Source organism: Streptomyces yerevanensis (assembly GCF_000716805.1).
Lineage (GTDB): Bacteria > Actinomycetota > Actinomycetes > Streptomycetales > Streptomycetaceae > Streptomyces > Streptomyces flaveus.
Window position 1 is genome coordinate 17,783 of the sequence record NZ_JNWJ01000056.1, and the last position, 21,976, is coordinate 39,758.

Below are 21,976 nucleotides of genomic sequence, written 5' to 3' on the forward strand. Positions count from 1 at the left end.
TCACCGCCCCATCTGTTGCGTGGTGGTGTGAGCGACGGCGGAGGCCGTCACCCGCCCGACGTGGACCAGCGCGTGCGGTGGCAGCGGAGTGTCGGAGCAGGGCCGCACCGGCAGGCCGTCCACCGTGAGGGTCAGGAGCGGCACCGCTGTCACCGCGTCGTCGGTGAACAGCCTGCGCACCATCGCGCTGTGGACGAGCGGTCCGCCGAACGGCCAGCCGTCGCCCGCGGCACCCCCGCCCAGCGGATGCAGGAAGCGGCGCAGCCCGTCCTCGGCACGGCGTACGGATGCCGCGCGGTCGGCGCCCGGGGCCAGGGCCAGCACGATCCGGGCGTCCACGCGGACATAGCGGGGAGCGGCAGCCACGACGGTGATGCCGGTCGGCGCGAGCGTCCGTGTCAGATGTTCCGCGATTGCCGCGAGGTCCCCGGCCGTGGGAAGCGGTGCACCGGCGGTGGCGGGGTCCTCGTCGGGCGGTACCACGTAGACGCCGACGATGCCGGGCAGCCGGGCGCCGGGACGGTCCGGGTGATGGCCGGGGACGGCGTGGGCGCGGGCGATGCGGGCGCCCGGGGCGCGCAGCGCGAGCAGCGCGTGGTCCGCGGGGGTCACGGCCCGACCGGCGGTGCGGATCTCGGCGGCGCCACGGCGCACCGTCGCATCGAACGGTTCGGTGTCCGTACCGCCGTTCCCGGCAAGCGGGTTGGTCACCGATGCGACCCCCGGCACGGCCGTGCGCAGGACGCTGGCCGCGTCCACCGCCACGGCACCCTGTCGGCCGCCCCCGGTGCGGTAGCTGAGGGCCCGTACGTTGCCCATGCCGGGCGGGAGCGCGACTCCGTGCACGCCGTCGCCGAAGGCGACCACACCGGTCTCGGCGTTGAGGGTGTAGACCCGGTCTGCGGGGCCCGCGGCGGCCAGGTCGGGCACCTCGCGCCACACGGGCACGGAACGCCGCGCGAGGGGGGTCGGACCGGTACCGGGGAAGAGCGGTGCGGCGGGGTCGTCGGCGACGGTGACGGTCAGTGAACCCGGGACGACGGGTGGCGTCGCCACTCGTAGCCGCACGCCCGCTCCGGCGTCCGGTTCCCGGGGGCCGACGGGAACGGGGCTCAGGACCTCGTCGCGTACGGTCCGTGTGGCCGAGGCGAGGACCGTGTGCGGCAGGACGGCGACGAGCCGAGGCGGCTCGGCGTACGCCCCGCCGACCAGGCGCACGCGCAGCCAATGGGCAGTGGGCAGTTGGGTTCCGCCCGGTGGGCGACCTGGGCGCCAGCCTGCGGGCAGCCGTAGCTGTATGGTCCCGGTGCCGGAGAGCGCGCCCGTGCGGTCCACCACGACGTCGGCCCTCCTGAACGTGTCGCCGTCGAGCACGGACCAGCGCAGCTGCGGATCGGGCGCTCCCGGTGGCGCGACGGCTCCCCGCGCAGCGGCGGCGGGACCACCGGGGCGCGGGGCCGCCACGAAGGCGAGCGAGAGCCCGCCCTCGGGTGCGTGGGGAGCGGTGAACCCCAGCCACAGGGCCGAACCTGCCGCGCCCTGGGCGCCGAACGGCAGGAAGCCACCGGTTTCGGGACCTTGCGCGGGCTCCACGTCGTCCACGGGCCCCGGCAGGGCCCCCGTCGCCGGGCCGCCCACGGCCAGGACCGTGAGCTCGGCGGGTGACACCCACATGTCGTCCACGCTCTCGAGTACCACTTCCGTGCCGTCCTTGCCCGGAGCACCCGCCTGGAAGCCCGCGGGAACCTGAACGCCCGGTCCGGCAACGGCCGTAGCCGTGAGGCGCAGCATCACCTGGGCGGGCGAGGCGGGCAGGGCGGAGACCCCCGCGATCCGCAGATGCTCGACGAGCAGCTTCTCGGGCAGCCGGTCGACGCGTGCGGCCACCGCCTCGGCCATCAGCGCGAAGAGGCGCAACAGCGCGACGCCCGCGTCGTCGGGCCCTGTCCCGGTCCACTCGGGCGTGAAGCCGCCGGCCCGCGCGCGCAGCGCGGCGATCAGGTCCTGCCGTGTGACGCCCAGCGGCACCGGGCGCCCGTCCGCGTCGAGTAGCGCCGTGCGCGTGGCACCGGCGGACAGCGTCCACCACGGTTCGCCCGCGCCCGGCGCGAGCCTGGCGGAAGGATCGACGGCGGCGGGGCGGCCGGGGCCATGGGCGTTCATGTGCGCACCTCCCGTGGAAAGGCACCGGACGGCGGTTCGGTGCACACGAATACCTCGACAGGGCCGGGGAGTTCACCGGTGCGCAGCGGCAGATCCCCGCAGGACTCGTAGGGGCCGTCGTCCAGGGCCACGGCCACGGACCGCACCGGGGTGCGGTCGCCCACTGCCGTCAGCGCCTGTTCTACCGCGCGCAGCAGTGCCGAGGGGCGCAGCACGCCACCGAAGGGCCACCCGGTGCCATCGCCTCCGGTGAGGGGGTCGAGGAAGTGGTGCAGTGCCGCGTCGACGAGGTCCCGGCGGGCCGTGTCCGTGGCGAGCGTGACGCGTACACGGACCGGTCGGTAGCGCGGGGGCGCGGCGAACACGTGGGCACCCAGGAGGCGCGCGGCTGCCAGACGGTGGTGTACGGCGGTGAGCGCCCCCGGATCGGGAACGGGCAGCGGTACGGCACTTTCGCCGGGGCCGCGCGGCACCCGGGGGACGACCAGCGTGGTCACGGCGCCGGGCACGGTCCGCCCCGGGTGTGCGGGGTGGGCGCCGACCAGGGCGTGGGCGCGGGCGACGGCCACCCCGGGCGTGGAGAGGGCGAGTTCCTCGTGGTCCGCGGCGGACACGGCGCGGGTGACAACGGCGAGCGCGGTGGCGGCCCGGCGCCGTGCGGCTGACGGGGACTCCGTCTCGGCGCCGCCCTCGGACGGCACCGGGGCCCGCGCGCCGCACGGAGTGTCAGGGGGTTCGGTGTCCGTGGACGTGCCGGTGAACACCCAGTTCCCGGGCGGGTCTTCCGCTCCGGGAGTACGCGGCGAACGCGCCCGTGCGAGTTCGGCGAGAGCGGGGAAGGCGAGCAGCGCGGCGGGCGCGGCAGTTCGGGCTGACACGCGTACGGCCGGGTCCGCGCCACCGTTGCCGGAAGGGCCGCCGCCCAGCCGGTACTCCGCCCGCAACACGGTCCGGGATCCAGGGCCGTCGGGCCGCGGGATCCGCCCGGTCAGACCGTCGCCGAAGCGCAGCGCCCCGAAGGCCCGGTCCACGGTGAACACCCGGTCGAGCGGCCCGCTGAACGCCAGATCCGGCACGGCTTCCCACTCGTATGCGCGGCCGCTCCCGGCGTCGTCCGACTCCCACAGCGTGAACCGCCCGACATCGACCAGCCGCCCGGCGGCATCGCCCGGCAGTACGGCGACCGGGCCGGAAACCGGTGACCAGTTGGCGAGTTGAGCCACCACGGGCCCATCGGCACCCTCCTTCAGACCGACCCGTTGTGCGTGGTGCGCCGGCACGGAGTTGGGCGAGAGCCGCAGCAGACGCGGCGGTGCGGCGAACGTCGCGGCAGACGTGGCGAGGACAAGCTCCCGCTCGACCCCCGCGGCCGTGGCCGGCAGCGTGACCCGGACAAGGCCGGAGCGGCGCAGCCCGCAGGTCCCGTCCGACACCGCCCCGCCCGGCAGCGGCTGGGCATACCCGATGGGCCCGTAGGACCAGCGGAGTCGCGCGGGCGGGGGGACACCGTCCGCCGCCGCCGTGGACCAGCCGTCAGGTGTGCGGTTCCCCGTCCACGGACCGGCCGGCTGCTCAAGGACAAGGAGCAGGGAGAGCTCCGCACCGCCCGGGAATCCTTCACCGGAGACCGAGAGCCGGATGCCGACCCGTGCGGGATCCCCGTACCCGTCGGTCAATGGCACCGGACGTCCGGCGGCGAGGTCGACGGTGTGGTCCCGGCCGCCGTCCGCTTCCCGTACCGACAGGCCGGTCACGGTCACCGGCAGCACGTCCAGATCGCGGTCGAGGTGGAAGCCGGTCCCACGCCCCGGTTCACGGCTGAAGGAAGCACCTTCCCTGATCCGCAGCCGGGTGCCCGGCTGCTGCGGGACGACCTGCAGGACTGTCGCCGCGGCCGTCGCCGTCGCGGGTCCGGGCACGCCTAGGAGCCGGAGCACCGCGTGCACGACCGCGTCGGGGACCTGGTCGAGCCGGTAGATCTGCTGCTCCAGGAGGTAGGCCTGGAGATCGAGGAGCGTCATGCCGGGGTCGACGGGGGAGTGCAGGGTCCAGCGGCCCGAGGAGTCGGCGGGAATCCGGGTGCGGATTGCGTCCACCAGGTCGGCCCAGGTCAGATCGTCGAGCCGTAACGGTGTCAAGGTCATGAGCCGTCACCCCCACCGGGCGGGCCGCCGGGAGGCTCGCCCGCCCCGAAGGCGCCCGTGCCGCCCACCAGGCCGGAGCCGCCGTCGAGGTAGTACGGGAAGACGAGCGTCTCGTGCCGCCCGCTGGTCCTGACCCGGTAGTCGACGAATACGGTCACCCGCCACTCCTCGCCCGCCTGTGCCTGCGCCCGTACCCCGTCCACGGCCGCCCGTGGTTCGAAGTCGCGGATGGCTTCGCCGATCGAGTCCTCGAGCTGGCGCAGAACGCGCGCACTGCCGGGCGAGAAGACCAACTCCGGGGCGCGGGTGCCTATTTCGGGCCGCATGACCCGCTCGCCGAGGGCGGTGCGCACCAGGACGAGGAGACAGTCGCGGACACTCTCCTCGCCCGCCGCGTACGAGAGGCGCCCCGAGGCGTCCGGCAGCAGCGGGAAGCGCCAGCCCTGCCCCAGGAACGCGTCCGGTCCGCCGTTCACATCGCCACCTGCACTTTCGGTGCCAGGGGCGAGGGGCCGGGCGGGAGGGGTGTCCCGGTCACGCCGGACGGGGCGACCGGGTGGGTATGCGAGAGGGCCCAGGTAGCGAAGGCTGTTCCTGCCAGCACGGGTTGCGACGCGTTGCTGCCCAAGTTCACCTTTGGCGTTTCCAGCGTCACCGAGGGACCGGAGATCGTCACGGACCCGGAGCCGGCGCTGATCTCCACGGAGCCGTCGGCGGTCACCGTCACCGTGCCGTTGGACGCGGTCCGCACCACCACCGACTTGTTCGCGTCGTCCAGCGTGATCCGGTGTCCCGCGGACGAGGTGAGCCGCACGGCCTCGTTGCCCGGACTGTCGTCCAGGACCAGCTCGTGGCCGTGCTTGGTCCGCAGCAACTTTTCGTCCTTGTTGCGTGAGCGGTGCGTGGGCGGCTTGTCGATGCCGTTGTAGAGGCAGCCGATGACGATGGGGAACCGCAGATCGCCCTGGTCGAAAGCGACGAGCACCTCGTCGCCCTCCTCGGGCACGAGGCTCACGCCGTAGCCGTTTCCCGCGTACGGCTGTGCCACCCGGCACCACTCGGTGATCATGGCGCTGTCGAACCGGAGCAGTTTCAACTGCACCCGGCACTCGTGCTCCGGGTCGTCCTCCACCTTCTCCACCACACCCGTCACCACACCGAAGTACGGCTCGCCCCCTGCCGGTCCCGGCAATGCAGTCATGGTCCCGTCACCGCCCTTCGGATGTGCGCCGTGCCTCGAACGAGGTGATGAATCCGGCGGAGTTGAAGGAATGCGACACCTTGGTCGTGTAGTAGGTGCCGCCGAACCTGCTCCCCACGCCACCGATCCGCAGGGAGTCGCTCGGCACCAGCGCGGGCGCTCCGGTCAGCCGGCCCGTACAGGTGACGTAGTGGTAGGCCCTGTCGCGCAGCACGCTCGCGGCGAGAGCCCGCGCCTCCTCCTCGGAGAACACCGGCCGATTGACGATCAACTCGCCCCTACCGCCCATCGTCTGGGCTGCTGCCGCAGGCCCGCTGCGGCCGGCGTCCGGCTCGGCCTTGACGTCCGCGTCCGTCGCGGTGGCGACGATCTCCTTCTTCGTCCGGGGGTCCCAGCCGCGCACCGTCACCATTGCGACCTGCCCGGACAGCCTCACGGATGGCCGGAACGAGATCAGGTTGGGCACGGGAGCGGTCCCAGCGGCATCGCCCCGGCCAGGGCCCTTGTACCAGAGGTCGAAGGTGTGCGGCTGCCGTTCCGTCGAGCCCGCCCGGCCGTCGGCCGGGCAGACGAAGTACAGCTTTTCCACCCCGCTCCGCGGATCGGGTGCCACGTAGAACTCCCGGTCGATGCCCTTCGCCCGTGCCAGCAGGAAGGCGGCGTCGTCCTGGACGGTCTGCACGACCACCGGATGCACCACGCCCCCCTTCTCCGCCACAAGGCCGAGCCCGTACCGCTGTGCGACCCTGTCCGCGATCTGCCAGTCGGCGAGGTTCAGGAACTTCTTCACGTCGCCGGACTCCGGTTTACGGTCCTTCATTCGCGTCGTGCTGTCCTGGCAGGTGACCCGAAGAAGGGCGGGCCCCGAGGTGGAGAAGTCCGCCTGGACGCCGGTGACATGACCGAAGGCGACCACTGGCGGATCGTCCGGCCCGGTGTAGCCGAGCCTGACCATCACGGGCCGGCCGGCGGCGAAAACCTTGTCATCGCCAAAGCGCAGCAGCTGCTGCGTCTCGTCCCAGTTGCTCAGCGTCAGCGAGAAGGTTCCGGTCCTGTCCAGCTCGCGCACCACCTGGATGTCGACCACGGAGTTGTTGACCGCTGCGGTCTCGGCGCCGTCAAGGGTGATCGTGAAGCGGGGGGCGGAGATGTCGGCCGGGTACGGTGCCGCGGCTGCTTTCGGTGGGGTGGCCATCACCGCTCACCCCCGTCCCAGGGCGGGCACGACGAGTGCCGTTCCCGGCGTCAGCGCCCGGGGATCGGCGAGGCCGTTGGCGGACGCGAGCTCACGCCAGCGCCCGGAGTCCCGGTACACCGCGGCCGCGATCGAGGAGAGCGTGTCGCCGCGCCGCACCGTCCAGACCTTGGGCACGGTCGGTGAAGACGTCGGTGTCCTCTGCTGTTGTGTCTTCGGCGCCGTGAACTCCTTGAGAGAAAGGGACACCTTGGCGCGGGTCGGTGTCCCCTCCCGGTCGAAGAGCACATAGGTGATGGCGAGACTCTCGATCACACCGGTGAACTCCGGGTTGCTGCCCCATTTGAAGGTCACCACCGGTGGCATGTGAGCCTTGGGTTCACGGAGTGTCAGCTTCTGGAACGCGTCGAGATACTCCGTCTGTACGTTTCGTGCAGGGCCCTTCGGCGCCTCCGACGTGTCGACCAGCGCGTCCAGCTTCAAGATGCGCGCGCCGCCCCGTAAGTACTGCAGTGGGGGCGAGTCCAGGTGCAGCACCTCGATCTCCTGGTAGTTCACCCCTTTGGAGACCGCGTACTCCGTCGGGTTGATGGGGAGCTTGAGCAGCGGCGTCGCGGACGGCGAGTTGTCGCCGGGCAGTGTGACCGTCAGGGTCGCCCGGTTCAGTGCGGCGCCCTGTGCCGACGAGACGTCGGGCGACGAGGTCATCACACACCTCCGGAGCAGCCGGGGGTGGTTGCGCCGGCGTTGCCCTCGGCCGGCCTGTCACCGGTCAGGGATGCCTCCCGGGCGAGAAGCAGGTCGCGGGACCTCGCGTCCTCCTGCCGCTGCGACCACTCACGTATGTGCGCCGCGAAGAGCCGGGCGAAGACCGCCGTGTCGTCCCCGCCGACCTCGAAGTCGACCGACAGATGATGAATCGTCAGCATCCTCGTCTCCCCAACCTGTGCGAACCCATGACTGCGTCCTGTCCTGCGGCTGCCCACTGCCGGCCCCTCGTCCGTCAGCCGAGCTCCAACCCCTCCTGTCGCACCGACACGAGACCCTCGTGGGCGATCTCCAGCTGCTCGAGGGCCACTTCACTGCGCTCCGCGTGCAGATCCGGGCCCGTCCACTTCGAGGCGAGGCCTCTACGGAAGGCCCACACCGCGCCGGGCAGCCCGGCCGCGTCGAGCAGGACCACCGCGCCGCTGCGGCGCGCGCCCAACGGATCGGCGAGCCCCGTCTGGTACCAGTCCCAGAGGCTCGGTCCTCTGGCCACGCCGCGGTGCAGCACGATCCGGTTCCAGGAGTGCCGCACCGGGAACTGCCGCACCCGGTCGTTGACCCCGCCCTCCGGATACGCCAGCACCTCCAGCTGCGCGCCGATCCCCGTGACCTGCTGGAAGGCGCCCTGCGCAGTCAGCGCGAGCAACGCCGTCTGTGTGGGCGGCAGATGGGCGACAGCCGGGCCGAGTGCCACAAGGAACCGGAACTTCGGCAGCGGCTCGGTGAAGAACTCCAGCGGCCCGGTCATCCCTCCACCACCTCGAGACGGTCCGGCGGGCTCATCAGGAGCCGTACGGAGATGAATTCCATGGGTGCCGCAGGAGCCAGCTCCACCTGGCAGACGAGCTGCCCGAGCGCCGCGAGCTCCGGAGGGTTCAGCGCCTCGTCGCACCGCACCCGAAAGGCCTGCGCAGGACGGGCTCCGGCCAGGGCGCCCGCCTCGAACAGATCGAGCAGCACCTCGGTGAGCCCCTGTACGAGCAGCAGCCGCAGGCCGGGGGTGTCCGGCTCGAAGACCAACGGTTCGGCCACGGCGCGCGCCGCCCGCACCAGGCGGTGCACCAGCCTGCGGTGGGCGATGAACCAGCCGTCGCCCACGCCGCCGGCCCGCAGCTGCGGCACGGCGGTCCTGCCGCCCCACACGAGCGGGCCACGGCCGGGCAGACAGCGCAGCAGGTTCGCGCCCGACGCGTAGACGGCCGCCTCCTGCTCGGGGCGCAGCACATGAGCGAGGTCCACGACGTCCTCGAGCGAGGCGTTGGCCGGGGTCGCGAACGCGCCCCGCTCGCGGTCGAGACGCGCCACCACCCCCGCGACGTGGCCGGAGGCAGGCATCGTACGCAGCGACGATCCGCCGGATGCCGCCGGATCCGACACCCGCAACGGCGGCCAGTGCACGGCGCACGCCTGAAGCCCTGCCGTGCCGTGACGCTGCCGCAGTGCGTCCATCCACCGGGCGGCGTACAGGGTCGCCGCGGCGGGGTCGGCGGCTCCGGCGTCCGACGACGGAGGGTCGAGCAGGGCCAGGCGGTCGAGGGCGATGGCGCACTCCTCGATCAACAGGTCGGTGATTACGTCCCGTTGCGCCGTGCCGACCCCGCAACGGTCCAGGTCGGGCAGCGCGAGCAGGGCGGGTTCCGGCAGGTCGGCCATGGCGTATACGGCATTGGTGTACACACGGGCAAGGGTTTCGCCGTCATCGGGGCTGCCGGGTGCGGGAGTTCCTCCCGTGAGGGTGGTGGTCTGCGTTCCCGCATGCGACGCGCCGGCCCGGTCGGCGGGCGCGGGACCGTCCGGACGCAGCCGGACTAGCCGGGAGAGCCCAGCCACGGCGTCGGGGAGTTCGGCGGCGGGCAACCACCCGAACGACTCGGGAGGCTCGCCGGGTGCATCGATCCTGACGAGCACGTGAGGGCCATCGGCGATCATGCCCGGACGATGACGGACCGTCACCCTCGTGCCGTCCGCCCAGCCACCCGGCGACGCGGCCTCGACCCGGCAGCCCGCCGCCGGGCCGTACGGCGAGGGAGCCCCGGCCGGCCACGCGGCCGCAGCGGACGTCACCCCCACGGGCTCGAGCCGCACCACCCACAGCGCACTGCCGCCGTTGACGAAGAAACCCCGGATCGCGTACGGCAGATCGAGCGCGGCGTCCAGGCCCCCGAAGACGGCGGTGTACGCCGCCCAGTCCGTGACGCGCACCGGGGAGGCCAGGGGCCCGCGCCGGGTGCGCCCGGCGAAACAGGCCGCATCGGTGCGCAGCGGCTGTACGGGATCGGCCGCGGCGACGGCCGTGGCAGTCAGTCCCGGCAGCGACGTTCCGGCGGACAGCGGTGGTTGGAGGGCAGAAGTGGGCACGACAGCCTCCCGGTTAATCGGCCATCCTGAGTTCTACGACGGCGAGCTCGACGGTCTCCATCGCGATCTCGTTCTTGGTCGCATTCAGCGATGGGCCGGTGTACTTGACCGGCCAGCCACCGTCGAACGTCCAGCGCATGACTTCCTGCCGACTCTCGTCGAGCAGGATGATCGCCCCGGTGGCGCGCAGAGGCTGGCCGTTCATCGACAACTTGACCCAGTTCCAGAACTCCATATGGCCGGTGATGCCGCGCTTCAGGACCAGATTGGAGTGCTTGGTGAGGCCAGTCAGCTTGCTCACACGGTTGTGCTTGTCACTGCCGTTGCGGTACTCGATCGGCTGGATGTCCACGGTGAGGCCCGTCACCTCGGTGAAGGACGCCTGAACGTCCTGCCCATTGGGGGCGACACCGGTGACCTGAACGAGGAAGTTGAAGGAGCTGTACTGGTCAGGGCGCGTAATGGGGGGCACAGTCGACCCCTCTCCCGCGGCGGCTGCCGCGTCATCGGTGTCGCGGCGTTCGCAGCCGTCGCGGCGTGGAAGTTGGTCAGGACGCGATCGACTCGCGCGTCGCCTGCTGGATCCGGACGATCACGAACTCGGCCGGGAAGACGGGAGCGATTCCCACCTGGCAGACAAGCTGGCCGAGCGCGAGATCGTCCTCTGTCATCGTGGTGCGGTCGCAGACGACGTAGAAGGCCTCTTCCGGGACCGTGCCGGCCAGCGCGCCGGATCGCCAGACGCTGGTCAGGAAGCTGGTGATGGTCTGCCGGACCGACTCCCACAACGCTCCGGTGTTGGGCTCGAAGCAGACCCACTGCAATCCTTCGTCGAGCGACTCCTCGATGAAGAGGAAGAGCCGCCGGACGTTGACGTAACGCCACCGCGTGTCATCGGCCAGGGTCCGTGCGCCCCATACCCGTTGGCCCAGGTTGGGGAAGGCCCGCAGCACGTTGATGCCGACAGGGTTCAGGGTGTCCTGCTCGCGCCGCGTGATGTCGGCGGTGAATCCCGCGCCGGGGACGATGCCGCGCAGCACGACGTTGGCCGGTGCCTTGTGGACGCCCCGTTCCAGGTCCGTCTGGGCGTAGACGCCGATGACGTGCCCCGAAGGGGGCGCCTCCAGGCTGCTGTTGCCCGCCGGGTCCGGCACCTTGAGCCAGGGGTAGTAGAGCGCGGCCCGGTCCGTGGACAGGCTGGCGCGGAAGGTCTTGATGTCGTCGATGGTGGCCTTGGGGTGCCCGTCGAATACGGCGAACCGGTCGCCGAGTTGTTCGCAGTGGGTGTTCAGGCCGTCCAGAACATCTGCGTTACAGACACCGGGCACGGCGCAGTTCGAGATCTCGTCGATGTCCTCGAGTGCCTTGATGCCCGTGCGCTTCCCGGAGCCGCCATCCGTACCGGTGTAGTCGGCGGAGGTGGGACTTCCCGCGCCGTCCGCGCCGCCGGCCAGTTGCGCAGTGGCGATCGGGCCGCGCTGATCGATCCTGGGGACGAGCGTGCTCAGGGGCGGCAGCGGGGCGGCGCCGATCCCGAGGGTGAGTAGCCCGTTCGGGTCCGCGCCGACGGCCGCGGCCAGCGTCGCCAGATCGGCGGCTGGGGCCTGGGATGCGGCGGGGACCAGGAAAGTCTGCGGTGGTACGCCGGGAGGCGTCTCGACGATCTCGAGCCGGAACCCCACCAGGAAGAGCTTGTCCTCCGCGACAGCCGCCGTCGCGGGCGCACGGTCCAGGGTGATCGTGCTATTGGCCCAGTCGGGAGCTCCCACGACTGTGTGCACACTGGGGGCGTCATTGGTGGCGGCGGGGATCAGGAGAAGGGTGTCCTTGTCCTTGACCGCGCCCAGAGCGGTGAGCTTCACGGTGGTCGCGGGGGCGGCTGCAGGCGGTGCGGCGACCGTCGCTGAAGCACCCCGCGAGAGCCGCAGCGCGACATGAAGACTGTTGCCGCTCGCTCCCGCCTGACGTGCTGTCGCGGTAAGAATCACCGCTCCGGGCGCCGGCGCGGGAGGAGCGTCTGTCAGCGTTGCCGCCGCGCGGGTGCTGTTCGCGGTCGGGCGCGGGACCCGCTTGACGTAGAGCTGTTGGCCACCGTTGTCGAAGAAGCCCTTCACCGCGAGCGGCAGCAGCCACCAGTGGATGCCGTCTTTGTCGGCGGCGGTGATTTCAGTGGGGCTCGGCTGCAGGAAGCCGCCAAAGACGCGGTGGAAGCCCTCCAGACTGGTCACCAACTGGGGCTTGCCCTCCAGCGGTCCGCGAGCGGTGACACCGACCATGCCCGCGATGCTGGTACTGACCCCGGCGATGGGCCTGGGACCGCTGGTGAGCTCCTCGATATAGACGCCTGGGCTGAGATATTCGGGCATCGGGCTTCCTCCGCTACGGGATCTCGATGAGCTGCTCGGAACCGCGGACGTCCTCCGCGGTCAGCTGGACCGACACCTCCGGGCCGCCGACCTGGCCGGGGGCCGCGCGCGCCGTGATCGTGAACCACTCGGGGTCGGGCGCGACGGGGCCGGGCAGCAACGGCTTGCTGCCGACCTTGCGCAGCGGCAGCCGGAAGAAGCCGTCGGGTGCCGTCGCTGCGTACTCCACCCAGTCGGCGCCCCGCGCAACATGGTCGGAGTCGGTCCGGGGCCGACCGCTGACCGAACCTCCGGCCGTGGCCGCACCGGGGACCCCGCCACGCCGTACCCGCCCGCGCAACAGTCTGATTCCGGGCGGAAACGGGTAGTTGGGCAGCGGATACAACCGCATGCGCGTGACCGGAGGCACCGTGGATGACGGGGCGTCGAACGCGACACCGTCCGGATGACCGGCGGCGAGCAGATAGGGCGAGACGAGCCGGACGCGTACCCGCTGTACTGCGCTGCCGGGGGTGATCGGACGAGGACTGGCCAGCGACGGCAGAAGGATCACCCCGCTCGGGGTGGTCACGACAGGAACATCGCCGTCGGCCGCCCATCGCCCGTCGGCCAGGCGCCGTTCGACCACGACGGTGACCCGCAGGGCGGGCACGCGTCCGGTGAACGCGTCCACGGGGAGCAGACAGACCGGCCCCGCCGCGATCCGTATGTCCGCCGGCCCGCCGGCCGTCACGGCCCTGCTCCCGGACTCTGCCCGACGCCGATCTCGCCGCCGGTGACGGGAGCATCCGTGGTGATGTCCCGGGATGCCAGATTGACCACCCGCACCTCGTAGTTGAGGGAGAGCCGGTACGGCTGGGCGATGGCCCACCACACCTTGGCCCGCTCGTCCAGGGACAGCGGGGCCAGTCGCAGCGCCAGCGGTTCCCCGGAGTCGACCACGCTGTTGCTGTGCGCGGCCGCCGCGAGCAGCAGTGGGCCCTGCAGGATGGCGTTGTCGTACAGTGCCCGCATCGCCGATCCGAGCAGACGCTGTTGGGCGTCCGGTGTGCTGCCGGTCGGGATGACCAAATAGCGCAGCAACAGGGCCATGTCGGCCCTGCGGCGCTCCTGCCGGACCGCGCCGGTGACCGGATCCTCGACCACGGTGCGGCGCGGAGGCCGGTTGCGTGTGCTCGGATCCTCGGCGACTTCGTAGAGGAAGAGTTCGAGCCCGAGCCATCCGCTGCTGCCCTGCTGTTGCCCCACGAGTGCGACGAGGCGAACCTCGGCCGAGGTATCGGACTCATGCACCGCGTCGGTGAGTACGTGGACCAGGATGTCGGACACATCGGCGATGACATCGGAACCGACCACCGCAATCACCCCCTGACCGTGCACCTGCGACTCGGATGCGTACCGAGAACCGCCGGTTGGACCGGTCGTCCACCGCCGAGGTTAAGGGCTGGGCATGCCCTGGCTCTTCAGGGAAATCCCTAGCATTTCCCTGGGCCCGGTGGCGCTCGCGGGTGATCGGACGGGGCGGTACGCAACTGGAGTGCAGGCTGTGTCGCACCCCCGTGGAGCGACCGCGTCCGGCCGACGAATCTGTGCAGCCGTCGCCCACCGTGAATCGATGCCGCTGTGTGCGACCGGGCGGGTCGCCGGCGGAGGCAGCTTCAGGCCCCCGATGAGGACGCGCGCCTGCGGAAGCCGCATCAGGCCCGAGAGCGGTACGCCGAAGTGCGGGTCAGTGGCCAACGCGCCGTACTCGGGCTGGACTCTTTGCCACCGTCCCTCTTGTCGCTATTCATTGAGGGAGCTCCCCCAGGCGTCCAGGTCGTGTCGCAGTGGCGCCACTTTCGCCGAGTGAATCGCTTTCGCCGGACGTGGCTGGCTCGTCGTCCACAGGGCGCGCGATCCTGTCCGCCACCCGGGAATACGTCATAACCAACTCACCTGCACTTGAGTCTCGCCGTCGCTCGAATCCTGGCTCAGTCAAGATTTCCGTGAAGCCGCTCATGCTTTCGTGCGCCGGTGACGCTCCGTCACAGGCGGCGTGATACTCGGCGAGTGTGAGGAGCTGCTGAAGACCGTATTACCGCACCTGGGCGGGGTGCTGGTGGAGGAAGTGAGGCCCGAGGGCGGGGTGTTACGCATTGTGGCGAGAACTCGAGAGTCGCTTCCGGTGCCGTGCCCGGACTGTGGGGCACCAGCGGTACGACGGCACAGCGGATACCAGCCGTCTCGCGGACGGCGCGGTCGGCGGGCGGCAGGTATCCATCGAGCTGACCATCCGCCGGCTGTTCTGCGATGCGCCGGGATGCGTCCGCGTAACCTTCGCCGAGCAGGTCGAAGGACGACGGTGCGCTATGGGCGCCGAACCCCGCAGCTCAGGGACTTGCTGAGTGCGATTTCGGTGGCTCTGGCCGGTCGGGCGGGTGAGCGGTTAGCGGCCCGGCTGCCGGCGCCGGCCAGCCGGACCACCATGCTGGGGCTGGTCATGGCCTTGCCTGATCCGCCCGCCGGGACGCCCCGGGTGCTCGGCGTTGACGAGTTCGCCACCCGCAAAGGCCACAAGTACGGCACCGTGCTGGTCGATTGTGAAACCCATGCTCCGATCGACCTGCTCCCGGACCGGGAGTCGGCCACCTTCGCCGCCTGGCTCACCGACCACCCCGGAGTGGAGATCATCTGCCGCGACCGGGGCGGCGCCTTCGCCGACGGCGCCCGCTTCGGAGCCCCCGATGCGGTCCAGATCGCCGATCTCTGGCACATCTGGCACAACCTCGCCGAGGCGGTGAAACACCTGGTCTTGTGTCCTGAACATGAAAGGGAGTTGGTTGTAGGTCAGCTTCTGGAAATGATGCTGTGCGGAAGATGAAGGAGTAGTGGCCCTTCGGAGTCGCCCTGCGGGGGGAGGCTTCAAACTACCTCATGCTGCATTGGGTTGAAGGCCGTTGTGGTGAGCGATGAGGAAAAGGCGTCGTGAGAGGCGTCAGGTGGGGATCGGGAAGACGAACGCAAGTGAATCGCTGCTGACGTGTCGCAATGTTTCTGGACGACATCAAAACCGGGGTGTGACCTGAATCCCGGGATAAGCCTGGCGGGCGCCCGTCTATTGGCCAGGCGGTGTCCGGCATGTAGGCGACGTGAGCCCGATCTGCGGCTTCCGTATGGAACAGGAGAAGGCAGGCACCGATACAGCCCGCCGCGCTGCGGCGGCAAGAGGGAGTACCCCAAGCAGCGGACACTGCAAGGGGCTGAGTACCGACGCGGAGCCTGCTGGCGGACCGGCTCGTAGTAGTGATGAAGCCCCTGTAACGAGGGTGGAGCGAAGGGGCCGGGTCGTTCGTGACTGTGTTGATCGCATCAACCGGACTGTGTCCGGGAGGAGTCCGAGGAACCAGTTGAAGTCTCAGAGCAAGCCGTTTGAAATTTCCAAGTGGGAAGTCAAGGAATATCGACGACTTCGAGAAAGACCTGAAGGGCAACCTCTACAAGGTCTGGAACCGGATGTCGTCAGGCTCGTACTTTCCGCCCCCGGTGCGCGCGGTGGCTATTCCCAAGCCTCACGGAGGCGGCGAAAGAATGCTCGGCATTCCCGCTGTCGCCGACCGGGTGGCCCAGACCGTGGTGGCACGGCATCTGATGCGGCGGGTGGAGCCCATTTTCCATCCGGACAGCTACGGATACCGGCCTGGACGGTCCGCGCTGGACGCGGTGGGAAAATGCCGGGAGCGGTGCTGGAAGCGGGACTGGGTGGTGGAATTCGACATCACCAAGTTCTTCGACAGCGTCCCCTGGGACCTGCTGGTCAAGGCGGTGGAAGCACACACCGACGCCGTCTGGGTGAACTTGTATGTGCGGCGGTGGCTTGCTGCCCCGCTCGTCATGCCCGACGGCTCCCTGCGGGAACGGGAACGTGGAACCCCGCAAGGGGCCCCGGTATCTCCCGTCCTGGCGAACCTGTTCCTGCACTACGCGTTCGACACCTGGATGGACCGGGAGTTCCCGACCGTCTGGTTCGAGCGCTATGCGGATGACGCAGTGCTGCACTGCGTCACCGAGCATCAGGCCCGCCAGGTGCTGGCCGCGCTTGCGGACAGAATGGCCGAGGTCGGGCTGCAACTGCACCCGGACAAGACCCGGATCGTGTACTGCCAGGACGGAAAGCGCCGGCGCTCCTACGAGCACACGGCGTTCACCTTCCTCGGGTACACCTTCCGCGCCAGACTGAACCAGAGTCGACACGGCAGCCGCTTCGTCGCGGTCGACCCGGCAGTCAGCAAGGACGCCTTGAAGAAGATGGGGCGGGAGGTGCGTTCCTGGCACCTGCACACCCGCTCGGACCTGTCCTTCCAAGACCTCGCGCGCAGGATCAACCCTGTGGTGTCGGGCTGGATCAACTACTACGGCCGCTACAGGTGGTGGGAGTTGAACGCCTTCCTGATGCGCATCAACGCCTACCTGGTGCGCTGGATCCGCCAGAAGTACAAACGGCTCGCGGCCAAGCGGAAGGCCCTCGCGAAGATGCAGGAGATCGCCCAGCGATACCCCCGCATGTTCGTGCACTGGAGGTTGACCACGAGCGCCGTACTGATCTGACGATCAGAACGACAAGAGCCGTATGACGGGAGACTGTCACGTACGGATCTGTGAGAGCCGGGAGGTGAGATCCCTCCCGGCTACTCGGCAAGGAGGTGAAGATCTCCGACACCGAACGCTTCGTGATCTGCCACAACCCCGAAGCCGCCGTCCGCGACGAATACGTCCGCCGACAGCTCGTCGCCCAGCTCACCGAGCTGATCGCCGACACCGACAAGCTCAGTGAGTTCAAGCGCGGTGAACTCCGCGGGAAGATCGCCGGCAAGCCCGGCCTGAACCGCTACCTGCGGACCACCCCGACCGGCAAGCTCCGCATCGACACCGCCCGGATCAAGACCGAGGCCAACCTCGACGGCAAGTACCTCCTGCGCTGCAGCGACCCGCACCTGTCGGCCGAGGACATCGCGCTCGGCTACAAGCAGCTCCTCGAAGTCGAGCGCGGCTGGCGCGACATGAAGCAGATCATCGACCTGAGGCCGGTCTACCACCACCGCGAGGAACGCATCCGTGCGCACGTCCTGCTCTGCTGGCTGGCCCTGCTGCTGATCCGGATCACCGAGACCACCACCGGTGCCACCTGGACCACCATCCGTCGCGAACTCGACCGACTCCACCTGGGCACCTTCACCGGCCCCACCGGGCAGTTCAAGCAGGTCACCGCCCTGACCAAGCCCCAGCGCGACCTGCTGGCCAAGCTCGGCGTCCCCGCCCCGAAGCAGATCCTCGATCTGAAGCCCGCACCCCGCTGACCAGCCAGAACGCCATCGCCTAGAGAAACGCCCTCCGGGCGCCACCAGTCATGTTCCCGCAGGTCACACAACAGATTCGGGTCTCCAGCCGACTGAATTACGCGGAACGCAGGCGAGTGTCAGGAGCGGTATCGCAACCGAACATAGTGGTTGGGATGCGGCTCCTCCCGGTCAATCGAGGAGGCCCGTGCTCGTCGCGCGCCCCAGGAGCGCGAGTTGGGGCCAACCTTGAATTGGACAACGGCGTGAACTTAGCTCGAGACATGGTCATCGGGGTGGGTACGGTGCCCCGGCCGGCATCGGTGGAGTCAACTGCACAGCGGTGTTTGTGCCGACTGGCTGGTCGCAGTCCCGGGCGGCTTCGTCCTCTCCCTCTGTACCCGCCGGGCTCGGGACCTGACCTGCGAATGCTGAGGTCCGCAAGGTGCGTGGCCGGTAAGGGAGGTACCCAGGCAGAATTGGAGACCGGTGGGGCTTGCTGCAGCGCGCCGATGCTGTCTCGAACGTCCGTGTACGGCACCCAACAGCTGCGGAGGACTGCCCAACGGTGGCACACTGGGAAGTGTGGCGATGAACGGAGCGCAACAGGCCCGAACAGGGCTTGAATCGTGTGGAATTGGTCGCCAGGTCTCGAAAGAGTTGACATGCACTTGACTGGGGGTCAAGGGGTCGCAGGTTCAAATCCTGTCGTCCCGACGGTGTGATGTCTCAGGACATCGGAATGACCCCGAACCCACGACTGGGTTCGGGGTCATCGTCGTTGTGGGCCGGGTGGGCGGCCGGTGGGTTGGTAGTCGCGGCTGGGGTCGATGGTCAGGTCGCGGAGGAGTTCGCCGGTTGCGGCGTTGACGATCCGGACGTCGAGGTCGTTGACCAGCATGATCACGTGGGTTCCGGTGTGGGTTCGTCCGACGCCGATGTGGTGCAGGCGCCCGGCCGGGCGGAGGGTGACGACGCCGGATTGATCGATGCGGTCGTGGCGGACGCGGGTGTGGGTGTCGGCGTCGCGGCTGTGGGCCGGCAGGGCCTTGGGCAGGGTGGTGTAGATCGCGGCGGGGGTGGCGCGGTGGGGACCGGTGGGGCCGCTGGTGGTTGTGGGCGTGGACGAACCGGTCGATGAGAGTCTGCAGCTGGGTGAGGGTGGCGGGCTGGTCGGGCTGGGCACGCAGCCAGTTCTTCATCGTCTGCTGGAAGCGTTCGACCTTGCCGCAGGTGGTGGGGTGGTTGGGGGCGGAGTTCTTCTGGGTGATGTGCAGGCGGCGCAGCTCGTGTTCCAGGGCGTTGCGGCCGCCGCGGCCGCCGGAGAGGCGAGTGGTGAAGACCATGCCGTTGTCGGTGAGGGTGGAGGCCGGGACACCGTGCACGGCGACGGTGCGGCGGAAGGTGTCCAGGACGATCGGGCCGGTCACGCGCTCCCAGCAGGTCACGTGCAGGGCGTAGCGGGAGCAGTCGTCCAGCCAGGTCAGGGTCTCGATGTCGGTGCCGGCCTGGTCGGCGAGCCGGTAGTGGGTGAAGTCGGCCTGCCAGGTCTCGTTGGGCAGCGCGGCCTGGAATTGGACGCTCCCGGCTGGCTCATCCCCAGCTCCTGGGCCAGGTCGGTCACCGGCCGCTCACCCGCCCGCAGCAGTGCCAGGATGTCCCGGCGCTGCGACTCGGCGATCGCGTTGAAGACGTCCGACGTCGTCGCTGCTCGTGCCATGGCAGCCATCGTATTCCTATATCGGCATACGTCAACGGTTGAGAATCGGGCGAGTCTTGTCGGATGACGATTGCAGGCCCCCGGCCACGCCCAGCTATGGACGTGTGGTGAACCGCCCGTCAGGGCGCTTGTGCAGCCAGCCGCGGTCGGCGAGCTTGGTCATCTTCGCCCGCAGCGGCTCCAGCCTGCCGCGCACCGACGCGTCCAGACCCAGCCGATCGCCAACCGCCCTGACCTGCACCGGGCCGTCCGCCTCCCGCACGAACGGTCGCTGCTGCGGCGCTTCGGGGTCTCGGGCAGGCTAGCGGGCCAGAACGCCGTACGCAGTGAGTAACCGGTCGGGGAACCGGCGAGCGCCATCGCCGTACGTACGGCGATGGCGCTCGCGTCCAGCACGTCGATCCTGGCCGGGGCCGGCGGCTGCCTCTTGACGGACCGGCCGGGCACCGCGGGACCGTCGCTCTTCCGCGACGGACGTCAGACGGGTGTCAGGTGGCACAGCGGCCCGAGGCGGAGCCGACGAGGGGCGGCGCCGTCGGTGCCGGGTACGCCCTGGGCGCGGAGGGTGTCGATGTCGGGGGCGATGCTGCCCGAAATCGCCGCGAACTTCGCGGAGTTGGCACCCTTGGCCAGGTGTGCCGGCACGGACACGGTGAGGTAGGTGGTGGCCGAGCCGGTCGGCGGGAGGGCCACGACGTACGAGTCCTGGCCGCCCACCTGGATGGTGGCCTTGCGTGCCGCGGTGCCGCCGTTGGCGTAGGTGATGTCCATCAGCTTGGTCCCCGCCGCCGAGGCGGTGACGACTGTGAACGTCGGGGTGGCGGCCATGCTGGCGTCCTCGTACGCCCACGAACGCCGTCAGTGCGCTCCGGCTGGAGGCGTTCCGACGCCGTCGGATGGCGCCGCGGTGCGGTGCGCTGTCATGGGTCAGGTCGCGGTCCACGGCGACGGCGAAGAAGGGCAGCTGCACGTCTCCCTCGACCGGGTCGCCGATGTCGAGGAGAACGGCCGAGGTGCTCATCGGATGGGCACCGGCCGACGATGCGAGGCCGCCGACCAGCAGGAATGCACGGCGCCATACGGTTCGGCCCGCTGGGCCGTTACTGGGGAGAGCCCTTTGAACTCGCCTTGTTCTCACGGAAGTTCACTGCATTCAAGGGGAAGAAGAACTTCCCAGGGGAGTACTGGGCGGCGGTCTCACGACGTTGGTGCTGTTGTCGGTGGGGGCGGCAAGTGATCTTCCCTATCACGGCCTTCGATCAGGGCGACATCACTCCACCGACTCCAGAATGCGGTCGAGTGTCCGGCGCCCCATTCTGCTCATCGTCGGATTGCTCTCGATGTAGTACCAGACAACACCCATCGCCTGTTCGAACGCCCATGCCTTGCCGCGCTCCCACTCGAGATCGTCACAGACCAGTGTTCGTCGGAGCACTTCCCGCGGGCCTGGCTGCAACAGGTGCCAGGCACTGACCAGATCCAGGGCGGGGTCGGCCGGGCCGAAGCCGCCGGTGTCGAGTACGCCGCTGAGCCGGTCTCCCGCGACCAGTACATTGCCGGGAATCAAGTCACCATGGCTCATCACGTCGGCACCCGTGCGTGGCAACTCCCGAAAGTGGCTCCACACCTGGCGCAGCCGGGGCACGTCGAGCAGCCGCTTACTCTCCTCGAAGCACTTCGCCATCCAATCGTCGTGGTGTGCGAGAACGCCCCCACGACCTTCGCCGCTGAAACGCCGCCCCCGCGTCTCGGCGCCCCGCAGGGCTGCGATGAAAGCCGCAAGGTCCTCGGCAAAAGCGTCCGACCCACTCGGGTCGGCATCAAAGGCGACCGTTCCCGGCAGCCATGTCTGGACCGACCACGGCATGGGGTAGCCCGCTCCAGGCTTTCCCAAGGCGACGGGTTCCGGGGCGGGGAACCGAGACACCTGTGCCAGCTCCGCGCTCGCCTGTGCTTCCTGTTCCAGAACCGCCAGCGCCTCGGCAGCATCGGCCAGACGCAGTGGGAAACGCGCAGAGAGGTCGTTCCCGATGCGGAAGATGGCGTGGACCGTCCCGGTCGACGACAGGAGTTGGATCACCTTGCCGCTCCACTGAGGGAACTGCTCCTCCACTGAGGGAACTGCTCTTGGATCAAGGTCGCAACGATGTCGGTGGTCACGTCCACTTGGTCATCGTGCATGGTCAATCTCGCAAGCCCTTCCACTAGTCCAATTCGAAACGCCGGAAGCAGACCAGATCAACTGAGACGACAGCCAGTATTCATACGCCAGGGTCCACATCAACTGAGATTTGCGGCCACCCAGGTGTCTCAACCGTTCTGGTCGCTGATGGCGATGAGCCGGTCTACACCGGTGGGTGCCTGTCCGGAGGGCAGGTCCTCGGCAGGCACCACGAAGCAACCTTCGTTCGCGGGGGGACTGCTCGATGGCTCTTGTGCCACCGCGGGCAGCACCGTGTGTAGCCGGCCGTCCTCGCCGCCTTCGTCACCTGCCACGAATTCCCGCCTGACGTCTGCGGAGATGATCAGCGGCCTCTCGATCCCGGCAGCCTGTACGAGAACGAGTGGTCCCCCTGGGTCACGTTCAAGATCCGAAACCGGTCCGTCGACAACGAGCCGCCCGAGCCCATCGCCACCCACGCGGCGCTCGGCGCGGCGACTTCGAGGGCGAGATCCCGCCATGTCCCAGCGGCCAGGCCGTCTCCTGCATGCCCATGCCACAAAAGAGAGGAGCAACCAGGGAAGA

20 protein-coding genes, 1 tRNA gene and 1 pseudogene are annotated in these 21,976 nt (G+C 69.7%); 4 read left to right on the forward strand and 18 right to left on the reverse strand.

The genetic code is table 11. From position 1 onward, the window contains the following. The 13 genes from OP79_RS38575 to OP79_RS38640 form a co-directional block, all read right to left on the reverse strand. A complete protein-coding gene (locus OP79_RS38575) occupies nt 1-2,163 on the reverse strand; it encodes a putative baseplate assembly protein (RefSeq protein ID WP_051745284.1) in 2,163 nt (720 codons plus the stop codon). Then, nucleotides 2,160-4,307, reverse strand: coding sequence for a baseplate J/gp47 family protein (locus tag OP79_RS49985; RefSeq protein WP_051745286.1), 2,148 nt, complete (start codon nt 4,305-4,307; stop codon nt 2,160-2,162). The genes OP79_RS38575 and OP79_RS49985 overlap by 4 nt, the downstream gene beginning before the upstream one ends. Beyond that, nucleotides 4,304-4,783 carry a GPW/gp25 family protein gene (locus tag OP79_RS38590; RefSeq protein WP_051745288.1) on the reverse strand — a complete coding sequence of 160 codons (480 nt, stop codon included), beginning with the start codon at nt 4,781-4,783 and terminating at the stop codon, nt 4,304-4,306. The genes OP79_RS49985 and OP79_RS38590 overlap by 4 nt, the downstream gene beginning before the upstream one ends. Next, nucleotides 4,780-5,508 carry a phage baseplate assembly protein V gene (locus OP79_RS38595; protein ID WP_033327247.1) on the reverse strand — a complete coding sequence of 243 codons (729 nt, stop codon included), beginning with the start codon at nt 5,506-5,508 and terminating at the stop codon, nt 4,780-4,782. Before OP79_RS38595 ends, OP79_RS38590 begins: the two co-directional genes overlap by 4 nt. A 7-nt stretch (nt 5,509-5,515) precedes the next feature. Continuing rightward, entirely contained in the window at nt 5,516-6,703 is a 1,188-nt protein-coding gene (locus OP79_RS38600; RefSeq protein ID WP_033327249.1) for a phage late control D family protein, read from the reverse strand. A gap of 6 nt (nt 6,704-6,709) precedes the next feature. Next, nucleotides 6,710-7,411 carry a CIS tube protein gene (locus OP79_RS38605; protein WP_033327252.1) on the reverse strand — a complete coding sequence of 234 codons (702 nt, stop codon included), beginning with the start codon at nt 7,409-7,411 and terminating at the stop codon, nt 6,710-6,712. Beyond that, nucleotides 7,411-7,632 (reverse strand): putative phage tail protein, encoded by a 222-nt coding sequence (locus OP79_RS38610; protein WP_033327255.1) that lies wholly within the window; start codon nt 7,630-7,632, stop codon nt 7,411-7,413. Before OP79_RS38610 ends, OP79_RS38605 begins: the two co-directional genes overlap by 1 nt. A 74-nt stretch (nt 7,633-7,706) precedes the next feature. Next, a complete protein-coding gene (locus tag OP79_RS38615; protein ID WP_033327257.1) occupies nt 7,707-8,219 on the reverse strand; it encodes a phage tail protein in 513 nt (170 codons plus the stop codon). Then, nucleotides 8,216-9,829 carry a phage tail sheath subtilisin-like domain-containing protein gene (locus tag OP79_RS38620; RefSeq protein WP_051745292.1) on the reverse strand — a complete coding sequence of 538 codons (1,614 nt, stop codon included), beginning with the start codon at nt 9,827-9,829 and terminating at the stop codon, nt 8,216-8,218. Before OP79_RS38620 ends, OP79_RS38615 begins: the two co-directional genes overlap by 4 nt. A 13-nt stretch (nt 9,830-9,842) precedes the next feature. After that, nucleotides 9,843-10,301 (reverse strand): phage tail protein, encoded by a 459-nt coding sequence (locus OP79_RS38625; RefSeq protein ID WP_033327259.1) that lies wholly within the window; start codon nt 10,299-10,301, stop codon nt 9,843-9,845. A gap of 76 nt (nt 10,302-10,377) precedes the next feature. Beyond that, nucleotides 10,378-12,195 carry a phage tail sheath family protein gene (locus OP79_RS38630; protein ID WP_033327261.1) on the reverse strand — a complete coding sequence of 606 codons (1,818 nt, stop codon included), beginning with the start codon at nt 12,193-12,195 and terminating at the stop codon, nt 10,378-10,380. Nucleotides 12,196-12,208: 13 nt separating this feature from the next. Next, the gene (locus OP79_RS38635; protein ID WP_033327263.1) at nt 12,209-12,928 is read right to left on the reverse strand and encodes a hypothetical protein; all 720 of its coding nucleotides are present in this window, start codon (nt 12,926-12,928) and stop codon (nt 12,209-12,211) included. Next, nucleotides 12,925-13,560: a Pvc16 family protein gene (locus OP79_RS38640; RefSeq protein ID WP_051745297.1), complete on the reverse strand. Its 636-nt coding sequence runs from the start codon at nt 13,558-13,560 to the stop codon at nt 12,925-12,927. The genes OP79_RS38635 and OP79_RS38640 overlap by 4 nt, the downstream gene beginning before the upstream one ends. A gap of 1,102 nt (nt 13,561-14,662) precedes the next feature. Between OP79_RS38640 and OP79_RS57425 the strand changes: the two genes are divergently transcribed. The 4 genes and pseudogenes from OP79_RS57425 to OP79_RS55560 all read left to right on the forward strand — a co-directional run bounded on the left by OP79_RS57425 (nt 14,663) and on the right by OP79_RS55560 (nt 18,227). Beyond that, nucleotides 14,663-15,058, forward strand: coding sequence for a transposase (locus OP79_RS57425; protein WP_051745298.1), 396 nt, complete (start codon nt 14,663-14,665; stop codon nt 15,056-15,058). A 548-nt stretch (nt 15,059-15,606) separates the two neighbouring features. Then, nucleotides 15,607-16,782 (forward strand): group II intron reverse transcriptase/maturase, encoded by a 1,176-nt coding sequence (gene ltrA / locus OP79_RS38650; protein ID WP_033327265.1) that lies wholly within the window; start codon nt 15,607-15,609, stop codon nt 16,780-16,782. An 89-nt stretch (nt 16,783-16,871) separates the two neighbouring features. Continuing rightward, nucleotides 16,872-17,531, forward strand: a pseudogene (locus OP79_RS38655) (IS1634 family transposase); the annotation flags it as partial. Between the two features lie 545 nt (nt 17,532-18,076). Beyond that, nucleotides 18,077-18,227, forward strand: a tRNA-Pro gene (locus OP79_RS55560). Here the strand turns inward: OP79_RS55560 and OP79_RS58680 are convergent. The 5 genes from OP79_RS58680 to OP79_RS55565 form a co-directional block, all read right to left on the reverse strand. After that, on the reverse strand, nt 18,209-19,072 hold the full coding sequence (locus OP79_RS58680; RefSeq protein WP_078492278.1) for an integrase core domain-containing protein: 864 nt from the start codon (nt 19,070-19,072) through the stop codon (nt 18,209-18,211). The genes OP79_RS55560 and OP79_RS58680 overlap by 19 nt on opposite strands. Next, on the reverse strand, nt 18,994-19,230 hold the full coding sequence (locus OP79_RS57430; protein ID WP_245685598.1) for an ArsR family transcriptional regulator: 237 nt from the start codon (nt 19,228-19,230) through the stop codon (nt 18,994-18,996). Before OP79_RS57430 ends, OP79_RS58680 begins: the two co-directional genes overlap by 79 nt. A 477-nt stretch (nt 19,231-19,707) precedes the next feature. After that, nucleotides 19,708-20,058 carry a carbohydrate-binding protein gene (locus tag OP79_RS54490; protein WP_033327267.1) on the reverse strand — a complete coding sequence of 117 codons (351 nt, stop codon included), beginning with the start codon at nt 20,056-20,058 and terminating at the stop codon, nt 19,708-19,710. A 442-nt stretch (nt 20,059-20,500) separates the two neighbouring features. Continuing rightward, nucleotides 20,501-21,343, reverse strand: a complete 843-nt coding sequence (locus OP79_RS49995; protein WP_425428669.1) for an aminoglycoside phosphotransferase family protein — start codon at nt 21,341-21,343, stop codon at nt 20,501-20,503. 197 nt (nt 21,344-21,540) lie between these two features. Then, nucleotides 21,541-21,726, reverse strand: coding sequence for a hypothetical protein (locus OP79_RS55565; RefSeq protein WP_157857434.1), 186 nt, complete (start codon nt 21,724-21,726; stop codon nt 21,541-21,543). Between the last annotated feature and the right edge of the window lie 250 nt (nt 21,727-21,976).